This is a genomic window from Spirosoma lituiforme (genome assembly GCF_054776635.1).
Window position 1 is genome coordinate 471831 of record NZ_BAAHBO010000001.1, and the last position, 18698, is coordinate 490528.

At 50.9% G+C, this 18698-nt stretch carries 14 protein-coding genes; 11 read left to right on the forward strand and 3 right to left on the reverse strand.

Features of this window, described 5'->3' with window-relative positions:
• Window positions 1-128: 128 nt before the first annotated feature.
• The 4 genes from ACYU87_RS01955 to ACYU87_RS01970 all read left to right on the forward strand — a co-directional run bounded on the left by ACYU87_RS01955 (window position 129) and on the right by ACYU87_RS01970 (window position 7756).
• Window positions 129-875 (forward strand): hypothetical protein, encoded by a 747-nt coding sequence (locus ACYU87_RS01955; protein ID WP_461132339.1) that lies wholly within the window; start codon window positions 129-131, stop codon window positions 873-875.
• Window positions 876-919: 44 nt separating this feature from the next.
• Window positions 920-2176, forward strand: a complete 1257-nt coding sequence (locus ACYU87_RS01960; protein WP_461132340.1) for a BamA/TamA family outer membrane protein — start codon at window positions 920-922, stop codon at window positions 2174-2176.
• 590 nt (window positions 2177-2766) lie between these two features.
• On the forward strand, window positions 2767-6054 hold the full coding sequence (locus tag ACYU87_RS01965) for a SusC/RagA family TonB-linked outer membrane protein (RefSeq protein ID WP_461132341.1): 3288 nt from the start codon (window positions 2767-2769) through the stop codon (window positions 6052-6054).
• Between the two features lie 19 nt (window positions 6055-6073).
• Window positions 6074-7756 (forward strand): RagB/SusD family nutrient uptake outer membrane protein, encoded by a 1683-nt coding sequence (locus ACYU87_RS01970; RefSeq protein ID WP_461132342.1) that lies wholly within the window; start codon window positions 6074-6076, stop codon window positions 7754-7756.
• 95 nt (window positions 7757-7851) lie between these two features.
• Here the strand turns inward: ACYU87_RS01970 and ACYU87_RS01975 are convergent, their stop codons facing one another.
• Together ACYU87_RS01975 and ACYU87_RS01980 are read right to left on the reverse strand one after the other, a co-directional pair.
• On the reverse strand, window positions 7852-8013 hold the full coding sequence (locus ACYU87_RS01975; protein ID WP_461132343.1) for a lmo0937 family membrane protein: 162 nt from the start codon (window positions 8011-8013) through the stop codon (window positions 7852-7854).
• 436 nt (window positions 8014-8449) lie between these two features.
• Entirely contained in the window at window positions 8450-9913 is a 1464-nt protein-coding gene (locus ACYU87_RS01980; RefSeq protein WP_461133615.1) for a DEAD/DEAH box helicase, read from the reverse strand.
• A gap of 365 nt (window positions 9914-10278) precedes the next feature.
• On the opposite strand from ACYU87_RS01980, the gene ACYU87_RS01985 reads away from it, so the two are divergent.
• The 7 genes from ACYU87_RS01985 to ACYU87_RS02015 all read left to right on the forward strand — a co-directional run bounded on the left by ACYU87_RS01985 (window position 10279) and on the right by ACYU87_RS02015 (window position 17694).
• Window positions 10279-11391, forward strand: coding sequence for an L-dopachrome tautomerase-related protein (locus tag ACYU87_RS01985; protein ID WP_461132344.1), 1113 nt, complete (start codon window positions 10279-10281; stop codon window positions 11389-11391).
• A 9-nt stretch (window positions 11392-11400) separates the two neighbouring features.
• Window positions 11401-12279: a helix-turn-helix domain-containing protein gene (locus ACYU87_RS01990; RefSeq protein WP_461132345.1), complete on the forward strand. Its 879-nt coding sequence runs from the start codon at window positions 11401-11403 to the stop codon at window positions 12277-12279.
• A gap of 109 nt (window positions 12280-12388) precedes the next feature.
• Window positions 12389-13156 (forward strand): alpha/beta fold hydrolase, encoded by a 768-nt coding sequence (locus ACYU87_RS01995; protein ID WP_461132346.1) that lies wholly within the window; start codon window positions 12389-12391, stop codon window positions 13154-13156.
• A gap of 20 nt (window positions 13157-13176) precedes the next feature.
• The gene (locus tag ACYU87_RS02000) at window positions 13177-13494 is read left to right on the forward strand and encodes a cupin domain-containing protein (RefSeq protein ID WP_461132347.1); all 318 of its coding nucleotides are present in this window, start codon (window positions 13177-13179) and stop codon (window positions 13492-13494) included.
• A gap of 202 nt (window positions 13495-13696) precedes the next feature.
• Complete coding sequence (locus ACYU87_RS02005; protein ID WP_461132348.1) at window positions 13697-15811, forward strand: TonB-dependent receptor; 2115 nt, start codon at window positions 13697-13699, stop codon at window positions 15809-15811.
• Between the two features lie 161 nt (window positions 15812-15972).
• Window positions 15973-16611, forward strand: a complete 639-nt coding sequence (locus ACYU87_RS02010) for an ABC transporter ATP-binding protein (protein ID WP_461132349.1) — start codon at window positions 15973-15975, stop codon at window positions 16609-16611.
• Window positions 16612-16617: 6 nt separating this feature from the next.
• Complete coding sequence (locus tag ACYU87_RS02015) at window positions 16618-17694, forward strand: hypothetical protein (protein WP_461132350.1); 1077 nt, start codon at window positions 16618-16620, stop codon at window positions 17692-17694.
• A 20-nt stretch (window positions 17695-17714) separates the two neighbouring features.
• On the opposite strand, the gene ACYU87_RS02020 is transcribed toward ACYU87_RS02015, so the two are convergent.
• Complete coding sequence (locus ACYU87_RS02020; RefSeq protein ID WP_461132351.1) at window positions 17715-18695, reverse strand: Gfo/Idh/MocA family protein; 981 nt, start codon at window positions 18693-18695, stop codon at window positions 17715-17717.
• Window positions 18696-18698: the final 3 nt, after the last annotated feature.

An 18698-nucleotide genomic window follows, 5' to 3' on the forward strand; every position in this document is an offset into this window, starting at 1 on the left:
GTACGGATTATGATGCGTCTTTTATTCTTTTACCCAAAGAACATTTTGTGTCAGCAAATCGACCAAATAGGTTATTTTAGCCCGAAATTTGTCTGGTTTTATGGCCAAAAATCCATTACGTTTGGTTTATGCGTTTTCTCCTATTTCTCGCTATCGTTGGTCTTGCATCGGGTGTCGCCTTTTCGCAGGCTCAAACGGAATACATGTCGCAAACCACGCGCGATCGTATCAATTTCACCAACCTCAACATTTCGAACAACGCTACGCTGTTTTCCATAAAAGGACCGGCGGGAAATTTAATTGGTCATCCCTATCTCGACACAACCTGGCAGGCAGGAAACGTAAAATTTTATAACCGACTGGGTGTCTCGTTAACAACCGATTCGCTGGCGGGTGTGCCGCTGCGTTTAGACTTGCTGGCCCATGAAATCGAAGTCCGGGCGGGAGCCAGCAATATCAAGGCCGTAAAAGCAACAGCCGTGCGGTATGTCGATATCAACAACTCATTCGGGACGGTTAGCCGCTACATTAACGCCCATGAGTATCAGATGGACGGTCAGATACTTCCTGGTTTTTTTGAGCAGTTGGTAACCGGCAAGCTTGATCTGCTTCTGTACCCGTCTGCCTACATCCGTCGGGCCAATTATAATATGGCGTTGAATACGGGGAGCAAGGATGACGAACTGATGAAAACACAGGATTGGTACGTTGTCCGGGAGAAACAGGCCACGAAGTTCTCACCCGGCAAAAAAGCCATTCTCGAACTCATGGCCGATAAGAAAAAACAAGTCGAGACTTTTTTGAAAACGGAAAAGCCAGATCTTAAATCCAGAGCAGGATTGATGTCCGTATTCGTGTACTATAACCGATTATAGGCAAACAAGCTTATTGATACCATGCGCCACTTACTGCTCTACGTATGAAACGCTTCGCTTGCTTTTTTTCGGGTTTGCTGCTGGTCAGTGCGTTACCCGTAAAGAGTCTGGCCATTTCGATGCAGTTGATCGACACAACGGTCACTCTTCCTGGCAAGCCTGTACTCGTTGGCCGGCAAACCCCTCGCCAGCAGGACATTGCTGACCTCGCCGGGCGCTGGTTTCCAAGATTGCCCATCACCCCGCATGACTCGTCTTCTCTACAAGAAGGCAACGGAAAACGATTCGTTTTAATCATACCGCAGATTGGCTACACGCTGCAAACCCGTGGGCTGGCTGCGGTTCTGGTAAACAGCCCCTTTCGCATGCCCAACGCCAACATGTCGTCGGTAACCGGGCAGCTCTCCTACACCCAGAATCACCAGATTATTCTGACGGCGACCTCGTCGATCTGGAGTCAGAACAATCGCTATTTATGGACAAACGACTGGCGGCTAATGCATTATCCGCAGGCAACGTACGGGCTTGGCATGTACACCTCGACCGATCGGGTCATTAATATGGATTATGCCTACTTTCGGTTCTATCAAAGTCTGCTGCGTCGGCTGGCCCCTAATCTATACGGTGGCCTGGGGTATCACCTCGATCTTCACTGGAATATCGATAGTTACAACAGCCGACGGGAAGTGACCCGGATTTCGAGGTATGAGAACGGCGTTGAAGGTCGATCGGTCTCATCCGGCCCGATTGTCCAGGTCGTGTACGACAACCGAAAAAACGCGATTAACCCGGCGGGTGGCTTGTACCTGAGTGCTAGCTTCCGGGCCAATATAAGCGCACTGGGTAGCGACAACACCTATCAGTCTGCCCTGATCGAAGCCCGTAAGTACGTTCATCTGCCAGTCAGTTCCGATAACATTCTGGCTTTCTGGTCGTACAATGCGCTCACCCTCAGTGGAGATCCGCCTTTTTTAGATTTACCCAGTACCGGTTGGGATAACACCGGTAATGTAGGGCGCGGGTTTATTCAAGGACGTTTTCGGGGGAAAAATCTGCTGTATGCCGAAACCGAATACCGCTTTCATCTCACCGCCGACGGGCTGCTGGGCGGGGTCGTTTTTGCCAATGCCCAGACCGTTACGGAACAGCCCAGCGGCCGATTTGAAAAAGTGGTTCCGGCCGTTGGCACTGGCTTGCGCATTAAAATGAACAAGGTGTCTCGCACCAACCTCTCCATCGACTACGGATTCGGCTTCGACGGATCTAAGGGGTTGTTCTTTAACCTCGGTGAAGTTTTTTAAATCAACGCCCGGACACTGTCCCTAAGAAATAGATATCAAGCTACCCTAGGGGGCTGTGCGTTTATCTAACCACTGACTGGCCAACGAAACTACCTACTCATAACGACTGGCTCATCCGTATATTTACCAATTTTAGTGTCTGGAAAGGTACTTACCCATTGTAAAGGCTGGCCGTGTATTTGGCTCTTCTTTATACTGATCTTTCTATCTTTTTGCCTTATTAATTTTGACTTCGCGGAAAAATTTAAAAAAATTTTTCGCTCAACTGCTTAAGTAAACAAACAAAGGGGTATACAATACTTATCGAATCCGAAAAAGTAATAATACTTAGTATTTTTTACTCATACGTTAATGAATAGCCACTAAACTTATCCTACTGCTATTAGCCCTTAAATTTACATTAAAATTTGATTAATTATAAGGTATAGTTTTAAATATAAATTTTCTCTTTCAGAATATTATCCTGTTGTTATACACAATACCAGAATAAGCAATTGGGTCCGTGACCTATTGCGAATAGTTTTTTATTATTTCATCATTTTGTAGTTTTATGGGATTCGTATTTTTTTTGACCTAACAAAAACATATTTATGAGAAAATTTATATGCCTGAGCATGCTGTTGATTTGCACTCTCAGCATGACTGCCTGGGCGCAAGATCGACGGATTATCGGAAAAGTAACATCAGCCGAGGATGGCTCTCCGTTACCGGGTGTTTCTGTCGTTGTTAAGGGAACGACCAAAGGGACCAGTACCGATGCGGGTGGTATTTTCGACATCTCGGTTCCATCAACCAAAGGAACCGCTTTAGTATTCAGTTTTGTGGGTGTAGCCACCCAAGAAGTTACCATTGGCAATCAGTCGGAAGTGAACGTGAGCATGGCTTCCGACTCGCGTTTGTTGACCGAAGTAGTCGTAACGGGTAGCGGGGTCGCGACCAGCAAAGCCAAGCTTGGAATTGCCGTTGAGAGTGTGTCGGCTAAAGATCTGCCACAAACGCCAACCGCTTCCATTGACCAGGCTCTGATTGGTAAGATTCCGGGTGCCCAAATTTCCTCGACCAGTGGTAACCCCGGCGATCCGGTGAACATTCTGCTGCGGGGGATTAACAGTGTGCAGGGTGGTACGAAGCCCCTCATCATGGTAGACGGTGTACAGGTTGCCTCAACCGATATTAACTCACTAGATTTGAGTAACATAGATCGTGTAGAAGTTGTACAGGGTGCAGCTTCAGCATCCATTTATGGTGCACAGGGGGCGAACGGCGTTATTCAGGTGTTTACCAAAAAGGGTAAAAAAGGACGGACTGCCATCAACTTCTCGACCAGTTATTCGGCGAATGAGTTTTTGAACACCGGAAATGTTCACAAAGCGGAACTGCATCCTTACCTGACCGATGCAAACAACAACATCGTAGACAGTCAGGGCAAGATACTGGACTATACGCAGTATGGGGCGATTACGGGTATATCGTACCAATACGGCGGGGCAACTCGTTACGCCATTCAGGATATTCGGAACGATGCCAGCAAAGCCTACAATGCCAACCTGAAATATTACGACCATTTCAAGCAGGTATTTAACACCGGAAGTACGTATAACAACACCGTTAATATTTCGGGGGCTTCGGAGAAGAGCGATTTCAACATAGCCGCGGCTAACAACCACACGACTTCGCCTATTCTGACCAAGCAGAATGGCTACGTCGACAGAAGCAACCTGTCGGTCAACGTGGGTACCGAGCTCTTTAAAGGATTCACGATCCGGTCTACTACCCAGTTGGTTTATACGAAAAACACCCTGAAGCCGGGCCTGGGATCGACGTATGGTTCACTGAATGGCGGAACGGGTGACGTGGGATCTGTTTACGGATTTCTAAATACATCGCCTTTCTTCGATTTAACCCGGAAACTGGCCGATGGAACTTACCCCGTTTATCCAACCGCAGACTTTTTGAGCATCAACGCGGGTAACCCCTTCTACCGGGCCGCTTATACCGACGCCGTCGATAACAAGATTGATGTCGTTCAAAACTTCAATGCGAACTACAAGATCAACAAGTTTCTCGAACTGGACGCTAAATATGGCATTAACTACCGGAACGAAACCGCCAGGCAGACCTATTACAATCAGTCGCAGAATATAAGCTCGGTTTTCTATAATTCCTACGCCAGCAACTACGCACCGGATTTCAAAGGGGAAATAGACAATTACCAGTACAACAATACGTTCCAGAACTTCTTGGGTACAGCCTTTATCCGGACTAATTTCCAGGATGATTTTCACATAAATCTGCCCATTCAGACCAGCACGCAGATTTCGTTTGATTATCGCAAGAACAGATCGACCGAATATGATACGTACGGCGTAGGCCTGGGTCTGGCGCCCCCGTTCAATATCAATGCGACGTCGACCCAATCTGTCACGCCCTACGATGCTTCGGCAAAACGCAACGGCGACAATGTTATCCCCTTCATCACGTATGGCTATTTAGTCAATCAAAAAGTTGACTTTGGCGATTACGGTGGTATCACCGCCGGTTTCCGTACGGACTGGTCTTCGGCGTTCGGCTCAGGGTCAACTCCGTTCACGTTCCCTCACTTCGACGGCCACATTGCCCCTTTGTCTTTCTTCAAAAACAGCAGCCTGTCAAATACCCTGCCCTACTTCAAACTGCGGGCTGCTTATGGGGCTGCGGGTATTCAACCGGGTGCATTTGACCGGTATCCGGTATTAAATCAGCAGAACCTGGGTACTGGCCTGGTGTACACCATTCCAACCACAACGCAGAACCCAAACCTGCAGGTAGAGGTCTCGAAAGAACTGGAAGTGGGTACTGATTTCACCGTTGGCGGCAACTCGAACCGGACGTGGCTGAACTCCATTTCGGGATCGTTCACCTACTGGAAACGGTCAAGTGAAAACGTAATTTACACGGTTAGCGTACCGCCATCGCTTGGCTCTACGGGTCAGTTAACGAATGCGATCAACATGTCGTCGAATGGCGTCCAGTTCTCGCTGACCGTTCCCGTTTACAAATCGGCCGGTCTGAAGTGGGATTTCACCACCAACTTCGGGCATCAGATTTCCAAGATTGACGCTATTTCCGGCGGTGCTGACATTATCTTGAGTTCCGCGGCTGGTAGCACCGCGTTGGTTTTGACAGCAGGGCAGCCCATTGGGCAGGTGTATGGCTATAAGGCCTTGACCAGCCTGGATTACACCCGCCAGGATGGTACGACCAAGTACATCAGTGAAGCGAACCGGGCCAACTACACGATCGTGGATGGCCGCGTGGTAAACAAGTCTAACTATCAGATTCAGTTTACGGACGAAACATACCCACTGATGAACCCAAACCCGAAATTCAACATGTCGTTTATCAACGGGTTCAGTTACAAAAACTTCCTGACCCTGAACTTCCAGTTTGACTGGGTGTACGGCAGTCACCTGTACAACCAGACGAAAGAGTGGATGTACCGGGATGGTATCAGCGGAGACTTCAGCAAGCAGGTTACCATTGACGGCAAAACGGGCGCTTTCCCGGCCTACTGGTCAAGCGCTTATTACAACCTGTGGGGCAGCACCCGGGGTGCGGGCAACAATGCCACGAAAGATTTCTTCGTAGAAGATGCTTCGTTCGTTCGGCTGCGTAACATCTCGCTTGCCTTCGACCTGGCCAAGGTTGTTAAATTACCGTACCTCAACAGAGCCCAGATCGTGTTTACCGGCCGGAACATCCTGACGTTCACGAAATACTCAGGTTTCGACCCCGAGATCAGTTCCGGATCATCGAACTCGTCGTTTGACCGAGGAGTTGACCACAGTACGCTGCCTAACACCAAATCGTATCAGGTCGGTCTGAATTTTGGGTTCTAATTCTTTAACCATTTTATCTATGAAATTCCTTACTAAACATAAATTTCTGTCTACAGCTTGTTTAACGGTTATCCTGCTTGGTGCGGTTTCCTGTAAAGAACAGCTCGATGTGGGTAACCCCAACGCCCCGACTATTACCGCCAATGTCAACAACGAAACGGGCCTTATTGCTTATGCGCAGGGGGGTGTTTACATCAATGGCTTCCTGAACGGTGATACCTGGCTGGGGAACAGTTATTTCTCATTACCCTGGGGTTATAGCGAGCTCATGGCCGATAACGTTGGGGCCGATGCATCCAACAACCAGGTTACCACCATTGGCGTCCCTGATTACATTATTCTCGATGATGGCACCAAGGTTACCAACCCATCTCCGCAGATAGGTATCATCCGATCCTATAACAATCGGGCTTCGACCGGGGCGGGCAATAATGCCATCTACTACCAGTGGCTGAACATGTACGCTCTAAATAACGTCTGTAACCAGGTACTGGACCTAACGGCTACGATTAAGTTTTCGGGCGATGCGACCAGCCGGGCAAATACCATGAAAGCCTGGGCGTACTGGTGGAAAGGCTACGCCTACGCATCAATCGGCTCTATGTACTACGCCGGTCTTATTGCCGATAAGTCGGGAGCAACGGATGGCAACTACGTTTTGCACGACGCCATCATCAGCAAGTCGAACGATTACTTCAATCTGGCCGCTACGACGCTGAGCGCTGTAACCAGCACGACGGATTATCAGGCTGTGATGACGCAGTTGATTCCTTCGTTTTTCCAGGTGGGTAACGGTACGGTGCCAACGATTGACATGTGGAAACGGAACATCAACACCATGCTGGCCCGGAATATCGTGGTCAACAAACTGGCTCCATTTGTGAATGGAAATCCCGACGCCAAAATTACCAAGTCTACGGCAACGGCCATGACGACTGCCGACTGGAATACGGTATTAACGCTGGTTACGAACGGGATCAAAAAAGGCGATGCGGTCTTTACCGAACGCAGTTCAGCCTCTAACTCGCCCTTCTCGCCCACAGGTGGTACGGTGGCGGCATTGACCTCCAATATCAACACCAGTTCGACCTTCAAGATCAGTGAGCGCTTTATGCAGTCCTTCAACTCGGGCGATAAACGGGTAGCGAACAACTTCAATATGGCTACGACCTACAAGAATAACTACACGTACACGACACGCTACAGCATGGTGCCAAATGGCAATGGTTTGTCTGGCGTATATGTTTACGGATCCAAAGATGTAGGAGCGCACGAGGTGTATATTGCCGGTAGCTACGAAGAAAATGCCCTAATGCTGGCGGAAGCAAACATGCGTCTGGGTAATATCGAAACGGGCCTAGGCTTTGTTGATGCAGTACGTACCTATCAGGGGGCCGGCGTTGCAGCCGTTGTTGGCACAGGACTAACGCTGTCCAAAGCCCTTACCGAACTCACGAAAGAAAGAAGAGTCGCTTTGTTCAGCAGAGGCCTGGCTTTCTACGACAATCGCCGATGGGGCTGGACGTATGATATAGCCAATGGTGGTGGAAGTTATGGCAACACGGTAGTTACCACAGCTGGAGCGATCAATAAGAACGTGACCATCAACTACAACTTTATGGATTACTGGGATGTTCCCGCCGATGAGTCGGTTCTGAACACATCAACGTCGGGGGTTGCTACGAAGAATCCGAATTTTTAATTCGGGTACGAGTAGTATCTTAGCGAACAGGCATCCAAGCAAAAAGCCAGCTCACAACGAGCTGGCTTTTTTTGTAAACTTCTTAGTGACATGCTTTATACACTTCTGCCTTGAATCAATCGGAGGATGATCAGGATAACCGCGATTACCAGAAGCACGTGGATAATGCCGCCCAGTCCAAAACTGCCGAAACCTAAAAAGCCCAGTAGCCAAATGATAATCAAAACGACTGCAATGGTGTACAGAAGATTGCCCATGATTTTTTACGTGTTAAAAGGTTTAATTAGATGGTTTCAGACTACGTAACTACCCTCATAGCAATATGTTCTTCTTTTTATCAATATATGCTTAATCACACATATATCATTTTTTATAGTACCATTGCCCCCGTAAACGGTTATTTTAAAGGTAATATCCTTGTTTACCCCAGTTTAGCTGACTTTTTCGCCTAGTTTCGGCCGTTGGCAGCATAATATCCATCCGTTTTATGCCTTTCCGGCCTTCTTCAGACGACGTTTCGGGTTTAGTTTTTGATTGAGCGGTTCGCTTAAACGTGTCCGTCTGCACGATTAACGGCCAGGGAAAGCATTTGTAAAGACATTCAACGGAAAAGAATGACAGGTGTGCCCGGTGTGCACTGCATAAAAATAGCAGGAAAAAATCTTCCTGCTACACACCCCTTGTGATCACTTGTCAGTTGCCTTCACCTACGGGTGTCGGAGCGGTCCTTTCTCCTGACTGACTGGCCCTGGTGCCCGTTAACTGGCTCTCATCTTTTGGTCCGCGCCGACGTTTTTTCCGGCGCTTTGGCTTATCAGTACTTTGTCCTTCGGCATTTACCGGCTGCGGTTTTTCTTCCGGCGACTCCTTAACGGGGGTTGGCAGGGCACCGTTCGGGTGAGGTTGTCCTTCGTTTCTGACAGCCCCCTTCCGATTGCCTTCCCGTCGTCCCTCGCCTGGGCGGCCCTGTCCTGGGCGGCCCTCTCCGCGTTTTTTATCATCGCGTCCACTACGGCCGGAGCGTCCTTTGCCACGAAGGCCGCTGAACCGTTTGGGATCGAACACGGGCGATTTACCCATGCCTAACTCTTCAGTAATGGATTGTTTATCGACCTCCCGTTCAATGAGTTTTTCGATATTAACAATGCGATTCTGGTCCTGGTCGCTGATGAACGTGATGGCGGTTCCGGTTGTGGCCGCACGCGCCGTACGACCAATCCGGTGAACGTAGTCCTCGGCATCGCGCGGAATGTCGTAGTTGACTACGTGCGTCAGGTTGTCAATGTCGATACCACGCGATAATACATCGGTAGCGACCAGAATCGGAAACACTTTATTTTTAAAATCGCGCAGCACAACTTCCCGGTCATCCTGCTCAAGATCCGAACTGATACCCCGCGAGTCGTAGCCCAGTTTGCTCAACGCCCGCACAATGCTGTTCACCTCCATTTTGCGCGAGGTAAACAAAACCATGCTCTGAACGGGCTTCGTGCTGTTCTTGATCAGATGGGCCAGCAAGGGCAGTTTCTGATTGTCGAACGCCAGGTAGAACTGCTGGTCGATACCGGCGGCAGGCTTCGACACGGCCAGCCTGATTTCTTCGGGATCAGTCAGTAATTTCTTCGAGAACTCCCGAATCTTGTTGGGCATGGTTGCCGAGAAAAGCAGCGTCTGACGCTTGGCCGGAAGTTTCTCAACGATATTCATGATATCGTCGGAGAAACCCATGTCAAGCATTTTGTCGGCTTCATCCAGCACCAGGTAATCGATTTTGTCGAACTTGACGTAGCCAAGCTGCATGTGGGCAATCAGTCGCCCGGGCGTGGCAATGATGATGTCGGCCCCTGTTTCGAGGGCTTTGCGCTGTTTGTCCCAGTCGTCGCCTTTTCCGCCCCCGTAAATAGCAATGCTGTTGGCCTGCACGAAATACCCAAAGCCTTCGACCTGCTCATCAATCTGTTTGGCCAGTTCGCGGGTAGGTACCAGGATAAGCGTGCTGGTATGATCGTGGGCCGTGTGCGAGATTCGGTCGAGGAGCGGAATAAGATAAGCCGCCGTTTTACCGGTGCCGGTCTGGGCACTGGCAATCAGATCGCGCCCGTCGAGAATTTTAGGGATGGCCATCTCCTGAATGGGAGTAGCCTTTAAGTAGTTCATGGCATCCACGCCGGCCAGCAGGTCGTCGTGAAGATTAAATTCCTGAAATGTCAAGGTAACAGCTCGTGAAAGTGAAAAACCGCTGACCTTAACATCCGGGCCAGCAAACCGCTTGATTTGAAACAAATATAACGAAAAAGAGACAAAAAAAACACCCGGTTGCTCCCAATTTCCCTGTCGCTTACCAGGACGTTACCGAATCGATTAGCCTGTTCGCCAGGGCGATGTTGATGCAGCGCCCTGCATACAATCGACTTAGTCAGTGGGCATGGCAGTTGAACAGTACGTCACCGACAGCGCTCTATCGAAACCTTCGCCCCGACTGTTCGTTACATTTTTGTACATGACAAAATCAGTGTCCAGGCATGAAATACACACTTTTACTTGCAGCTATTCTGTTGAGCCCGTCCGTGAGTGATGCGCAGTCTACTCTGTCGCCGACGCTGGAAACGGTAGCCGACTTCGACAAACATCAGCCAATCGGCCTGGGCGTTTCTCAGCCAACGCCCGCCAGTCCGGCCCGTATATTTGTGACGTTTCCCAAGAATCCGGAGAACTACGATTATGGCCTGGCTGAAATCAGCCCTAACAAAACAGGGGCTGCCCAGCGACGCCCCTACCCCAACGCGGAATGGAATAAGTGGGATTCGCTGAATCCGCAGAACCGATTCATGAATGTACAGGCCTTATTCGTTGATCAAACTAATAGACTGTGGGTACTTGACCCCGCCAACCCCGCTGGTCAGCGCGCCATTCCCGAAGGCATTAAGCTACTACAGATAAACCTGTCGACAAACCAGGTAGAACGAATTTACCGGTTTGAGGACTTACCCCGTGACCGGACAGCCCTCAACGACGTTCAGATCGACACCCGTCGGCAAATGGCGTACCTATCCGACCCCGGCCGGGCTGCCATTGTTGTGCTGAACCTGAAAACGGGTAAAAGCCGAACCGTTCTCGAAAACGACAAGTCAACCACGGCCGACCCTGCTTTTGTCCTCAAAATAGACGAGAAAGAGGTACGCGACACCAAAGGTAACCCCTTTAAGAGCAATGTGAATGGCATTGCGTTGACCCACGATTTTAGCTTCGTGTATTTTCGACCCATCACCCAAACAAAGCTTTTTCGCATCGCGACCAACTACCTGGTCGATTCGACACTGACAAACGCTCAGCTCGCTTCGCACGTGGAGGTAATGGGCGAAACGGGCGTGTCGCACGGCATGATTGCGGACAAAATAGGCAATATCTACCTGACCGATTCTCCCAACAAAGCCATCCGTTATTTTACGCCCAACAGACAGCTGAAAACCTTGGTGCAGGACGACCGGCTACTGTGGCCTGATAGTTTTGGTATCGGTGCCGATGGGTATCTGTACGTAACGGCGGCACAAATTCAACGGACCAAGCGATACAATGATGGGGAAGATAAAGTAGCTTACCCATTCCGCCTGTATCGGGTAAAACTGCCTCAATAGCCCCACCGAATGGCCCTTTCTGACCATACCCTACAGCGGCATCCGTATGTATTCGAGTCGAGTTATAAAAAGCTGGGTTATCGTCTCTTTCGTGGCGAACAACTGGATTTGGAGAACGGCGAACCATTTCGTCCTTTCATCAAGATCGTGATGGTACCGGCCGGGTATCGGCTGATGGTGGACTTTACGCTGTACGAGACTACAGCCCCAACCTTGTTCTTTGTAGCGCCTAACCAGTTTCTGAAGTTGCTATCCGGCACGTCCGACACGGCATCGATGCTGTTCTACAACCGGGACTTTTATTGCGTTCAAATTCATGAAGCCGAAGTGGCCTGCGATGGACTCCTGTTCAATAACATCTTTGCGATTCCCAAAGTAGATCTGGCGCCGGAAGTCAATGCACGGATTGGCAGTCTGTTTCTGAATATTGCCGAGGAACTCCGGCTCCGGGAATCTTCGGCGGAGGAGATGATCCGCACTTATTTAAAGCAGATTATCATTTTATCGACCCGCGAATGGAAAAAGCAGAACCTGGATAACCAGCCGCAGCCCGTTGACCATGCCGAAAAAGAGTTTTTCCGGCAATTCGGACGGTTGGTCGAGATACATTACAAGCAAAAGCATGCCGTAGCCGATTATGCCGATCTGATGGGCTTTGCGCCCAAAACTCTCACTAATAAGTTCAACCGGCTTCATCTGGAGAATCCGAACGAGATCATCAAAAACCGAATTGTGCTGGAGGCCAAACGACTGCTGATTTACACTGATCACAGCGTGAAAGAAATTGCCTTTCAGCTGGGCTACGATGACCCTGCGTATTTCAATCGTCTGTTTACTCAAAAAGCCGGAATTTCACCTGCCGGATTCCGGAAAGAAGTGAAAGAATAGGCATTATTTTGATTATACAGGGAAAAATGTACAACAAAAGCCTACTTTTTGCCCTTTTTCAGCCTACGCCGGGGATATACTTTTGTAGCAGAAAAATCAACTAACTTCTATGAAAACGTTCGTATCTTTCGTCCTGCTGGCCACCTTGTTTACAGGCTTCACGACCCATGCACAGGCCCAAAAAAGTACAGCCGCCAAGCCAACCATTCTTTTTGTACACGGCCTTTGGGCCGATGGCTCCTCCTGGAGTAAAGTAGCGGCTCCACTGCTGGCTGATGGGTATAAAGTAATTGCCGTACAAAACCCGACCACTTCGCTGGAGGACGATGTTGCGGCTACCAAACAGGCCATCGACCGGGCGGGTGGCGACGTGATTCTCGTCGGTCATTCGTGGGGCGGTTTCGTTATATCTGAAGCTGGTACCGATCCGCACGTGAAAGCACTGGTGTACGTAGCGGCCCTGGCTCCCGATGCCGGTGAAACCATTGCTACGCTGAGTGCCAAAGCCGCCCCGACGCAGCTTTCGTCGTTTACGCAACCCGTCGATGGGTTCATCACCCTGACCCGCGAGGGAATTCGTAAAGCATTTGCGGGTGACTTGCCGGAACCGGAGCAGGACATGGTCTTTTCTGTACAGCAGCCCGCTTCGGCCAGCGTATTCGAGGCTAAAGCCAGCAACGCGGCCTGGAAACAGAAACCGTCCTGGTACATTGTTGCCAGCGAAGATGGTGCGATCAACCCGGACCTGGAGCGCCTGATGGCTAAACGGGCCAACGCAAAAACTACCGTTGTCAAGGCTAGTCACGTTCCGATGGTGTCGCGTCCCAAAGACGTTCTGAAGGTGGTACTGGAGGCAGCAAAAAGTGTTGAGAAGTAATAAAATATCCGTAATCAGCTATGGCACAGATCGAAAGTACGGATGCGTCAGCACCTATCTGGCAGGTGGTGAGTGAAGGCGTCGAGAAATGGCAATTACGCGCTCAGCCAGGAGAAAACCGGGTGCTTATCCGCATCGGCGCGGGAAAACGCTACCCTGTTCATAGTCACTCGGTACCCGACGAAGTATTTGTCGTTGAGGGCGTGTATGTCGACCCCCAGGTAGAGAATGGCAAACACTTTGCGGCTGGCTCCTACCTGTATTACCCGGTCGGTACGGAACACCAAGCCAGTAGCCCCACCGGCTGCACCATTCTGGTCTGGAACGCGAACCGATAAGACCTCAGATCCAGGCCCGGACAGGCTCTAGCTGTTTGACTGATTCAGAGCATACGTTTCGATTGGCCGTAACTCGAATCAGTTGAACAGCCGAAGCCTGTCCGGGCATATATGAATTAAATCCTGAACAGTACCTACCCATTGGACAGTAGCCTGAAACAGTAGAATAGGTTGTACTTTTGTGCAATTACTATGTCTTGCTATGCTCAATCGTTTACTTCTGATCGCTCTTTTTTTCCCCGTCCTTTCTCCAATACCCCTTTCTGCTCAAACGCCCTCATCGTCTCTGGAGGATACCCTCCAGCTCAATGAAGTTATCGTACGTGGCTATGCGACAAACCGGCGGTTGCTGGAAACACCCGCATCGGTGGGGCTGCTCACCCGCCGGGATTTAAACCAGCGCTTCGGTACACCTACGCTGGTACCCGCCCTGAATACATTGCCGGGGGTGCGGGCAGATGAGCGCTCGCCGGGCAGTTACCGGCTGGCCATTCGGGGAAGCGCCATCCGATCCCCGTTTGGCGTACGAAATATCAAAACCTACTGGAACGAACTTCCCCTGACTGATGCGGGGGGCAATACGCCACTCAATGCGCTGGACGTGCGCGCTCTGGGTCGAATAGAAGTCATCAAAGGGCCATCGGGCAGCTTATACGGAGCCGGCACCGGTGGCACCATTCTATTTAGCGGCCTGGGCGTTCCGGCGGGTAAAAGCAGTGTTGAGGTGTCGGCCCTGGGAGGCAGCTATGGTTTGTATGGCAATGGTATTTCGGTGCAGACGGGCAAAAACAACTCTGCTATATCACTCACCTACAACCATTTGCAGTCAGATAGCTATCGGGATCATAGCGCCGTTGTGCGCGACAACCTGAGCTTGATCGGCTCGTTTGCCGTTAGCCCCAAACGAACGATTTCGGTGCTGGCCCTCTACTCGGATCTTCACTACCAGACCCCCGGTGGCCTGAATGCAGCCCAGTTTGGGAACAACCCACGGGCCTCCCGACCGGCCACGGCAACCTTACCCGGCAGTGCCGACCAGCAGGCGGGTATTTACCAGAAAGTGGGCTACCTCGGCTTCTCGCACGAATACCGCTGGAACGACCGGATTCAGAACACAACCGTCATTTACGGCTCGACAACCGACTTCGCCAATCCATTCATCACCAACTACGAGAAACGGGCTGACCAGGGCCTCGGTGGCCGGACTATTACCCAGATTCGGCTGGCCACCACGTCCATTCCTACAGTTGTTACCGTTGGCGCGGAATACCTGCGCAATTTTACGGTCGATCGTAACTTCGGAAATCGGCGCGGTACGGCAGACACGATTCAGACGGACGAAGAGCTGACCGCCCAACAGTCGACGGTTTTTCTACAAACGGAAAGCGAATTACCCGCCCATTTTCGACTGACTGCAGGATTGAGCCGCAACGAGGTTCGGTATGGTTTTACCCGCTTCCCGACACGGGCGGTAGGCGCTTTACCGGCAACGTTACTCGATCGGGATTTTTCGCCCGTTTGGCTACCCCGAATCGCTTTGCTCCGGACTTTCGGTTCGAACGTTTCGGCTTTTGTGAGCATCAGCACGGGTTATTCGGCCCCATCCAGTCAGGAGGTTCGCCCATCGGCGGGGGGATTCAACACAACGCTCAACCCCGAGCGGGGCACGAGTTACGAAGTAGGTTTACGAGGATCAGCCTTTCGCAGCAAGCTCCGGTTTGATGTGGCGGTTTATCAGTTTCAGCTGCGCGAAACCATTGTTCGCCGGTCCGATGCCGCCGGTGCCGAATTTTTTGTCAACGCGGGCCGTACCGATCAACGGGGGCTGGAAGCACAACTCAGTTACGACTTCCTGTCGCCAACCTACCTCTCGTCTTCATCGAGGTTGTTCAGCCTGCTTCGTCTCTGGAATAGCCTGACGCTCACCAATTACCGATTCCGGGATTACCAGCAGGGAAGCGCTGATTTATCCAACAACAAAGTGCCAGGCGTTGCGCCAACTACCAACGTAACCGGTATTGACGCCGAGACAAGATCCGGCTTTTACGCGCACGTAACGTACCAGTTCCTGAATCAGTTTTCTCTGAACGACGCCAACACCGTTCTGTCTGACCCGACCCAATTGCTCCAGGCTACGCTGGGCTTTCGGCATGTACTGATCAAAAACTGGGTGTTCGACGTCTACGCCAGTGGCGACAATCTCCTCAACAGAACCTACTCCCTGGGCTACGACCTGAACGCGGTTGGCAATCGGTACTACAACGCAGCACCCGCCCGAAACGGCATTGGGGGCGTTCGGCTAAGCGTAAAATGGTAGGCATAGTAACTAATGACTGAACGTCCCATTTTCAATACTTACCGGAGCGGCTAAACGCTTTTTTGGTATTATCTCACCAGTTTCGGCATGACGCGCCAGGAAACTACTTTACATAATTTTAACCAGATTACAAATGTAATCCATCACTCATCATTCCTCTTTTGCTTACCGTTGTAAACCTCATCAAAACGTACCAGAATAGCCAGCCGGTTCTGACTATTCCGGAGCTGCATTTGCCACCCGGCATCCATTATTTTCGGGGGGGTAATGGGTCCGGCAAAACAACGTTTTTTCGAACAGTTGCGGGCCTTTTACCCTTTTCCGGACAAATTTTACTGGACGATCAGTTTGAGATCAACCGCGATCCGGTGGCCTATCGTTTACGGGTGAATTATGCCGAGGCCGAGCCGCTCTTTCCTTCGTTTCTGACGGCACGGGATCTGACAGGTTTTGTCGGGAAAGCCAAAAAAGCACCCGCCGGACAGATTGATCAGCTGGCCACTATGTTAGGCGTCGACACGTTCTGGACGCAGCCGACGGGCCAGTTTTCGAGTGGTATGCTCAAGAAACTGTCCTTGTTACTGGCCCTTCTGGGAACACCTCATCTGGTGCTCCTCGACGAACCCCTGACGACGCTTGATGTTGCCACGGCCGAAAAACTGTTTACCTACATCCGGCAACTCAACGAAGAACAAGCCGTTTCGTTTCTGCTCACGTCGCACCAGGACATTAGTCTTACGGGACTATCTTTAACGGGCGTTTGGCAAGTTGGCAACGGAATCATTTCGCCCACAACCTGACCGGCTATGCTGACTGTTCTTCATCAGGTTTTTGTCCGAACGTTCTACGTCAAAAACGCGGGTACGTTTCTGGTGGTGATTCTACTGGCCTTTGGTTTTTTGAGTGCGGTTGAGCACAAAGCCCTCATCATGGCCGCGCTCGGCTCGCCGTTCTTCCTGGCGATTATTTTTGTTGTCTGGGGATTGTACCTGCTGAAAACGGCTGCTTTCGTCAGGCAGGCGCTAACGGCTCCGGAACACCTCTTCCTGCAAACGTTCTGGCTGCTGCCCTCGGCAACGCGCTGGCTGCTGTGGATCATCGTTCAGATAGCCCTGCTGGCTCCGGTTCTGGTGTATGCAGGCTGGATGCTCCAACTGGCAGTTCAACACGAACGCTGGCATTCATTTATGGCCATTATACTGGTCAATGTCGCGCTGATCGGAACAGGTACCGCGCTGGCAGATTACCGGCTACGGCATCCGAACCCAAACGCCTTCCAATTGCCCCACCTGACAATCAAGCTACCCTATGCGTTGTTTTTCCCAACCTACTGGCTTCGGCACGAACCCCTGTCGCTACTCCTGACGAAGGCCTTCTCCTGTCTGTTGCTGGCGGGTGTCTGCCGCCTGTACCCCACCGACGATTACGACCAGCGACTACTGCTCATCGGCCTTTTGTTAGCTGTACTGGGGCATGCACAGGTAGGAGGTCAGGTTAGTGCATTCGAGCGGCAATACCTGCTTTTCCTACAAAACCTTCCCCTGACGTGGTGGCAGCGTTTCGTCCGGTACGCGTTTATGTACGGGCTTATCTGGCTACCCGAACTGCTGATTCTCCTGCGCAACTGCCCCGTGGGCGTCCCGCTCGATTACATCCTCTGGCTCTGGCTAACGGGCTGGGGCGGTACACTCCTGCTGCACAGTCTGGCTTATGGCTATGAAGCCTTACCCGAACGCTGGCTGTCGGGCGTGCTGGCCAGCTTCATCGGCGGTTTACTGGCGATCATGTTTGGTTTGCCGGTAGGGCTCTGGCTGCTAATGACATGGGTAGGTGCGGTGGGCTATTGGTACTGGTCGTTTGGTCGAACAACAGTCTACCCATAATTATCGTTGTTGAGGCAGGCTTACCGGGTGGTTATCCAATCCAGTATCCTGCTGGCTTTTGCGCCGGTTTCTCCCGTACTCGGGCTTTTACCCTCTCCTCGTAACTCGCTTACAATGTGCGCAATGAGTGGCTGTTGAACGTGTTCCGGCAAAGGAATCGTGTAGGCTTCAGATCCCGTTTTGGTTTCTACGGCAATGACAAAATTCTCAAAAAAAGAAAACGTGATTTTTCCGTCTGAACCGATAAGCTGGGTTTGTTCCAGACGCTGCTCTTTATTTACCGTAAAACACCAGTTGCCGGTTCCCAATACACCAGACTCGAAGTTAAAATTGGCGACAACAATATCATCGGCGGCATACAAACCAGCCTGATTGCTGGCGATACCGGTAGCACTTTTAATGGGACCCAGTACAAATTCCAGGAAATCGAACTGATGCGACGCCAGATCGTGAAAATGACCACCGCCCGAAATCTCAGGGGAAACCCGCCATCCGGGCTGAGACTGCTCGCCCATCTCACCGTCTTTGGGTTGCCAGTTCAACTGAACATGAACATACCGAATATCGCCAATAACCTTCTGATCGATCAACTCCTTTACTTTCAGGAAATAAGGAAGGGCGCGTCGATAAAAGGCAACAAAAAGCGGCATACCCGTTTGCTGACTTATTCGGTTCATGGCTTCACATTCGGCCCCATTGAGCGCCATCGGCTTTTCAACGTATACGGGTTTGCCGGCCCGCATAGCCCGAATAGCGTAATCAGCATGGCTATCGGGGGGCGTTGCAACATAGATGGCGTTTACATTGGGGTCGTTGATCAGCGCGTCCACATCATCGTACCAGGCTGGCACATGGTGCCGTTTGGCATAATCGGCCGCTTTTTCGGCATCTCTCCGCATAACAGCCACCAGCGATGAGTTTGGCACTTTATTGAACGCCTGTCCACTTTTCAATTCGGTTACGTCGCCACAACCGATGATACCCCATTTTATCTGATCCATCCT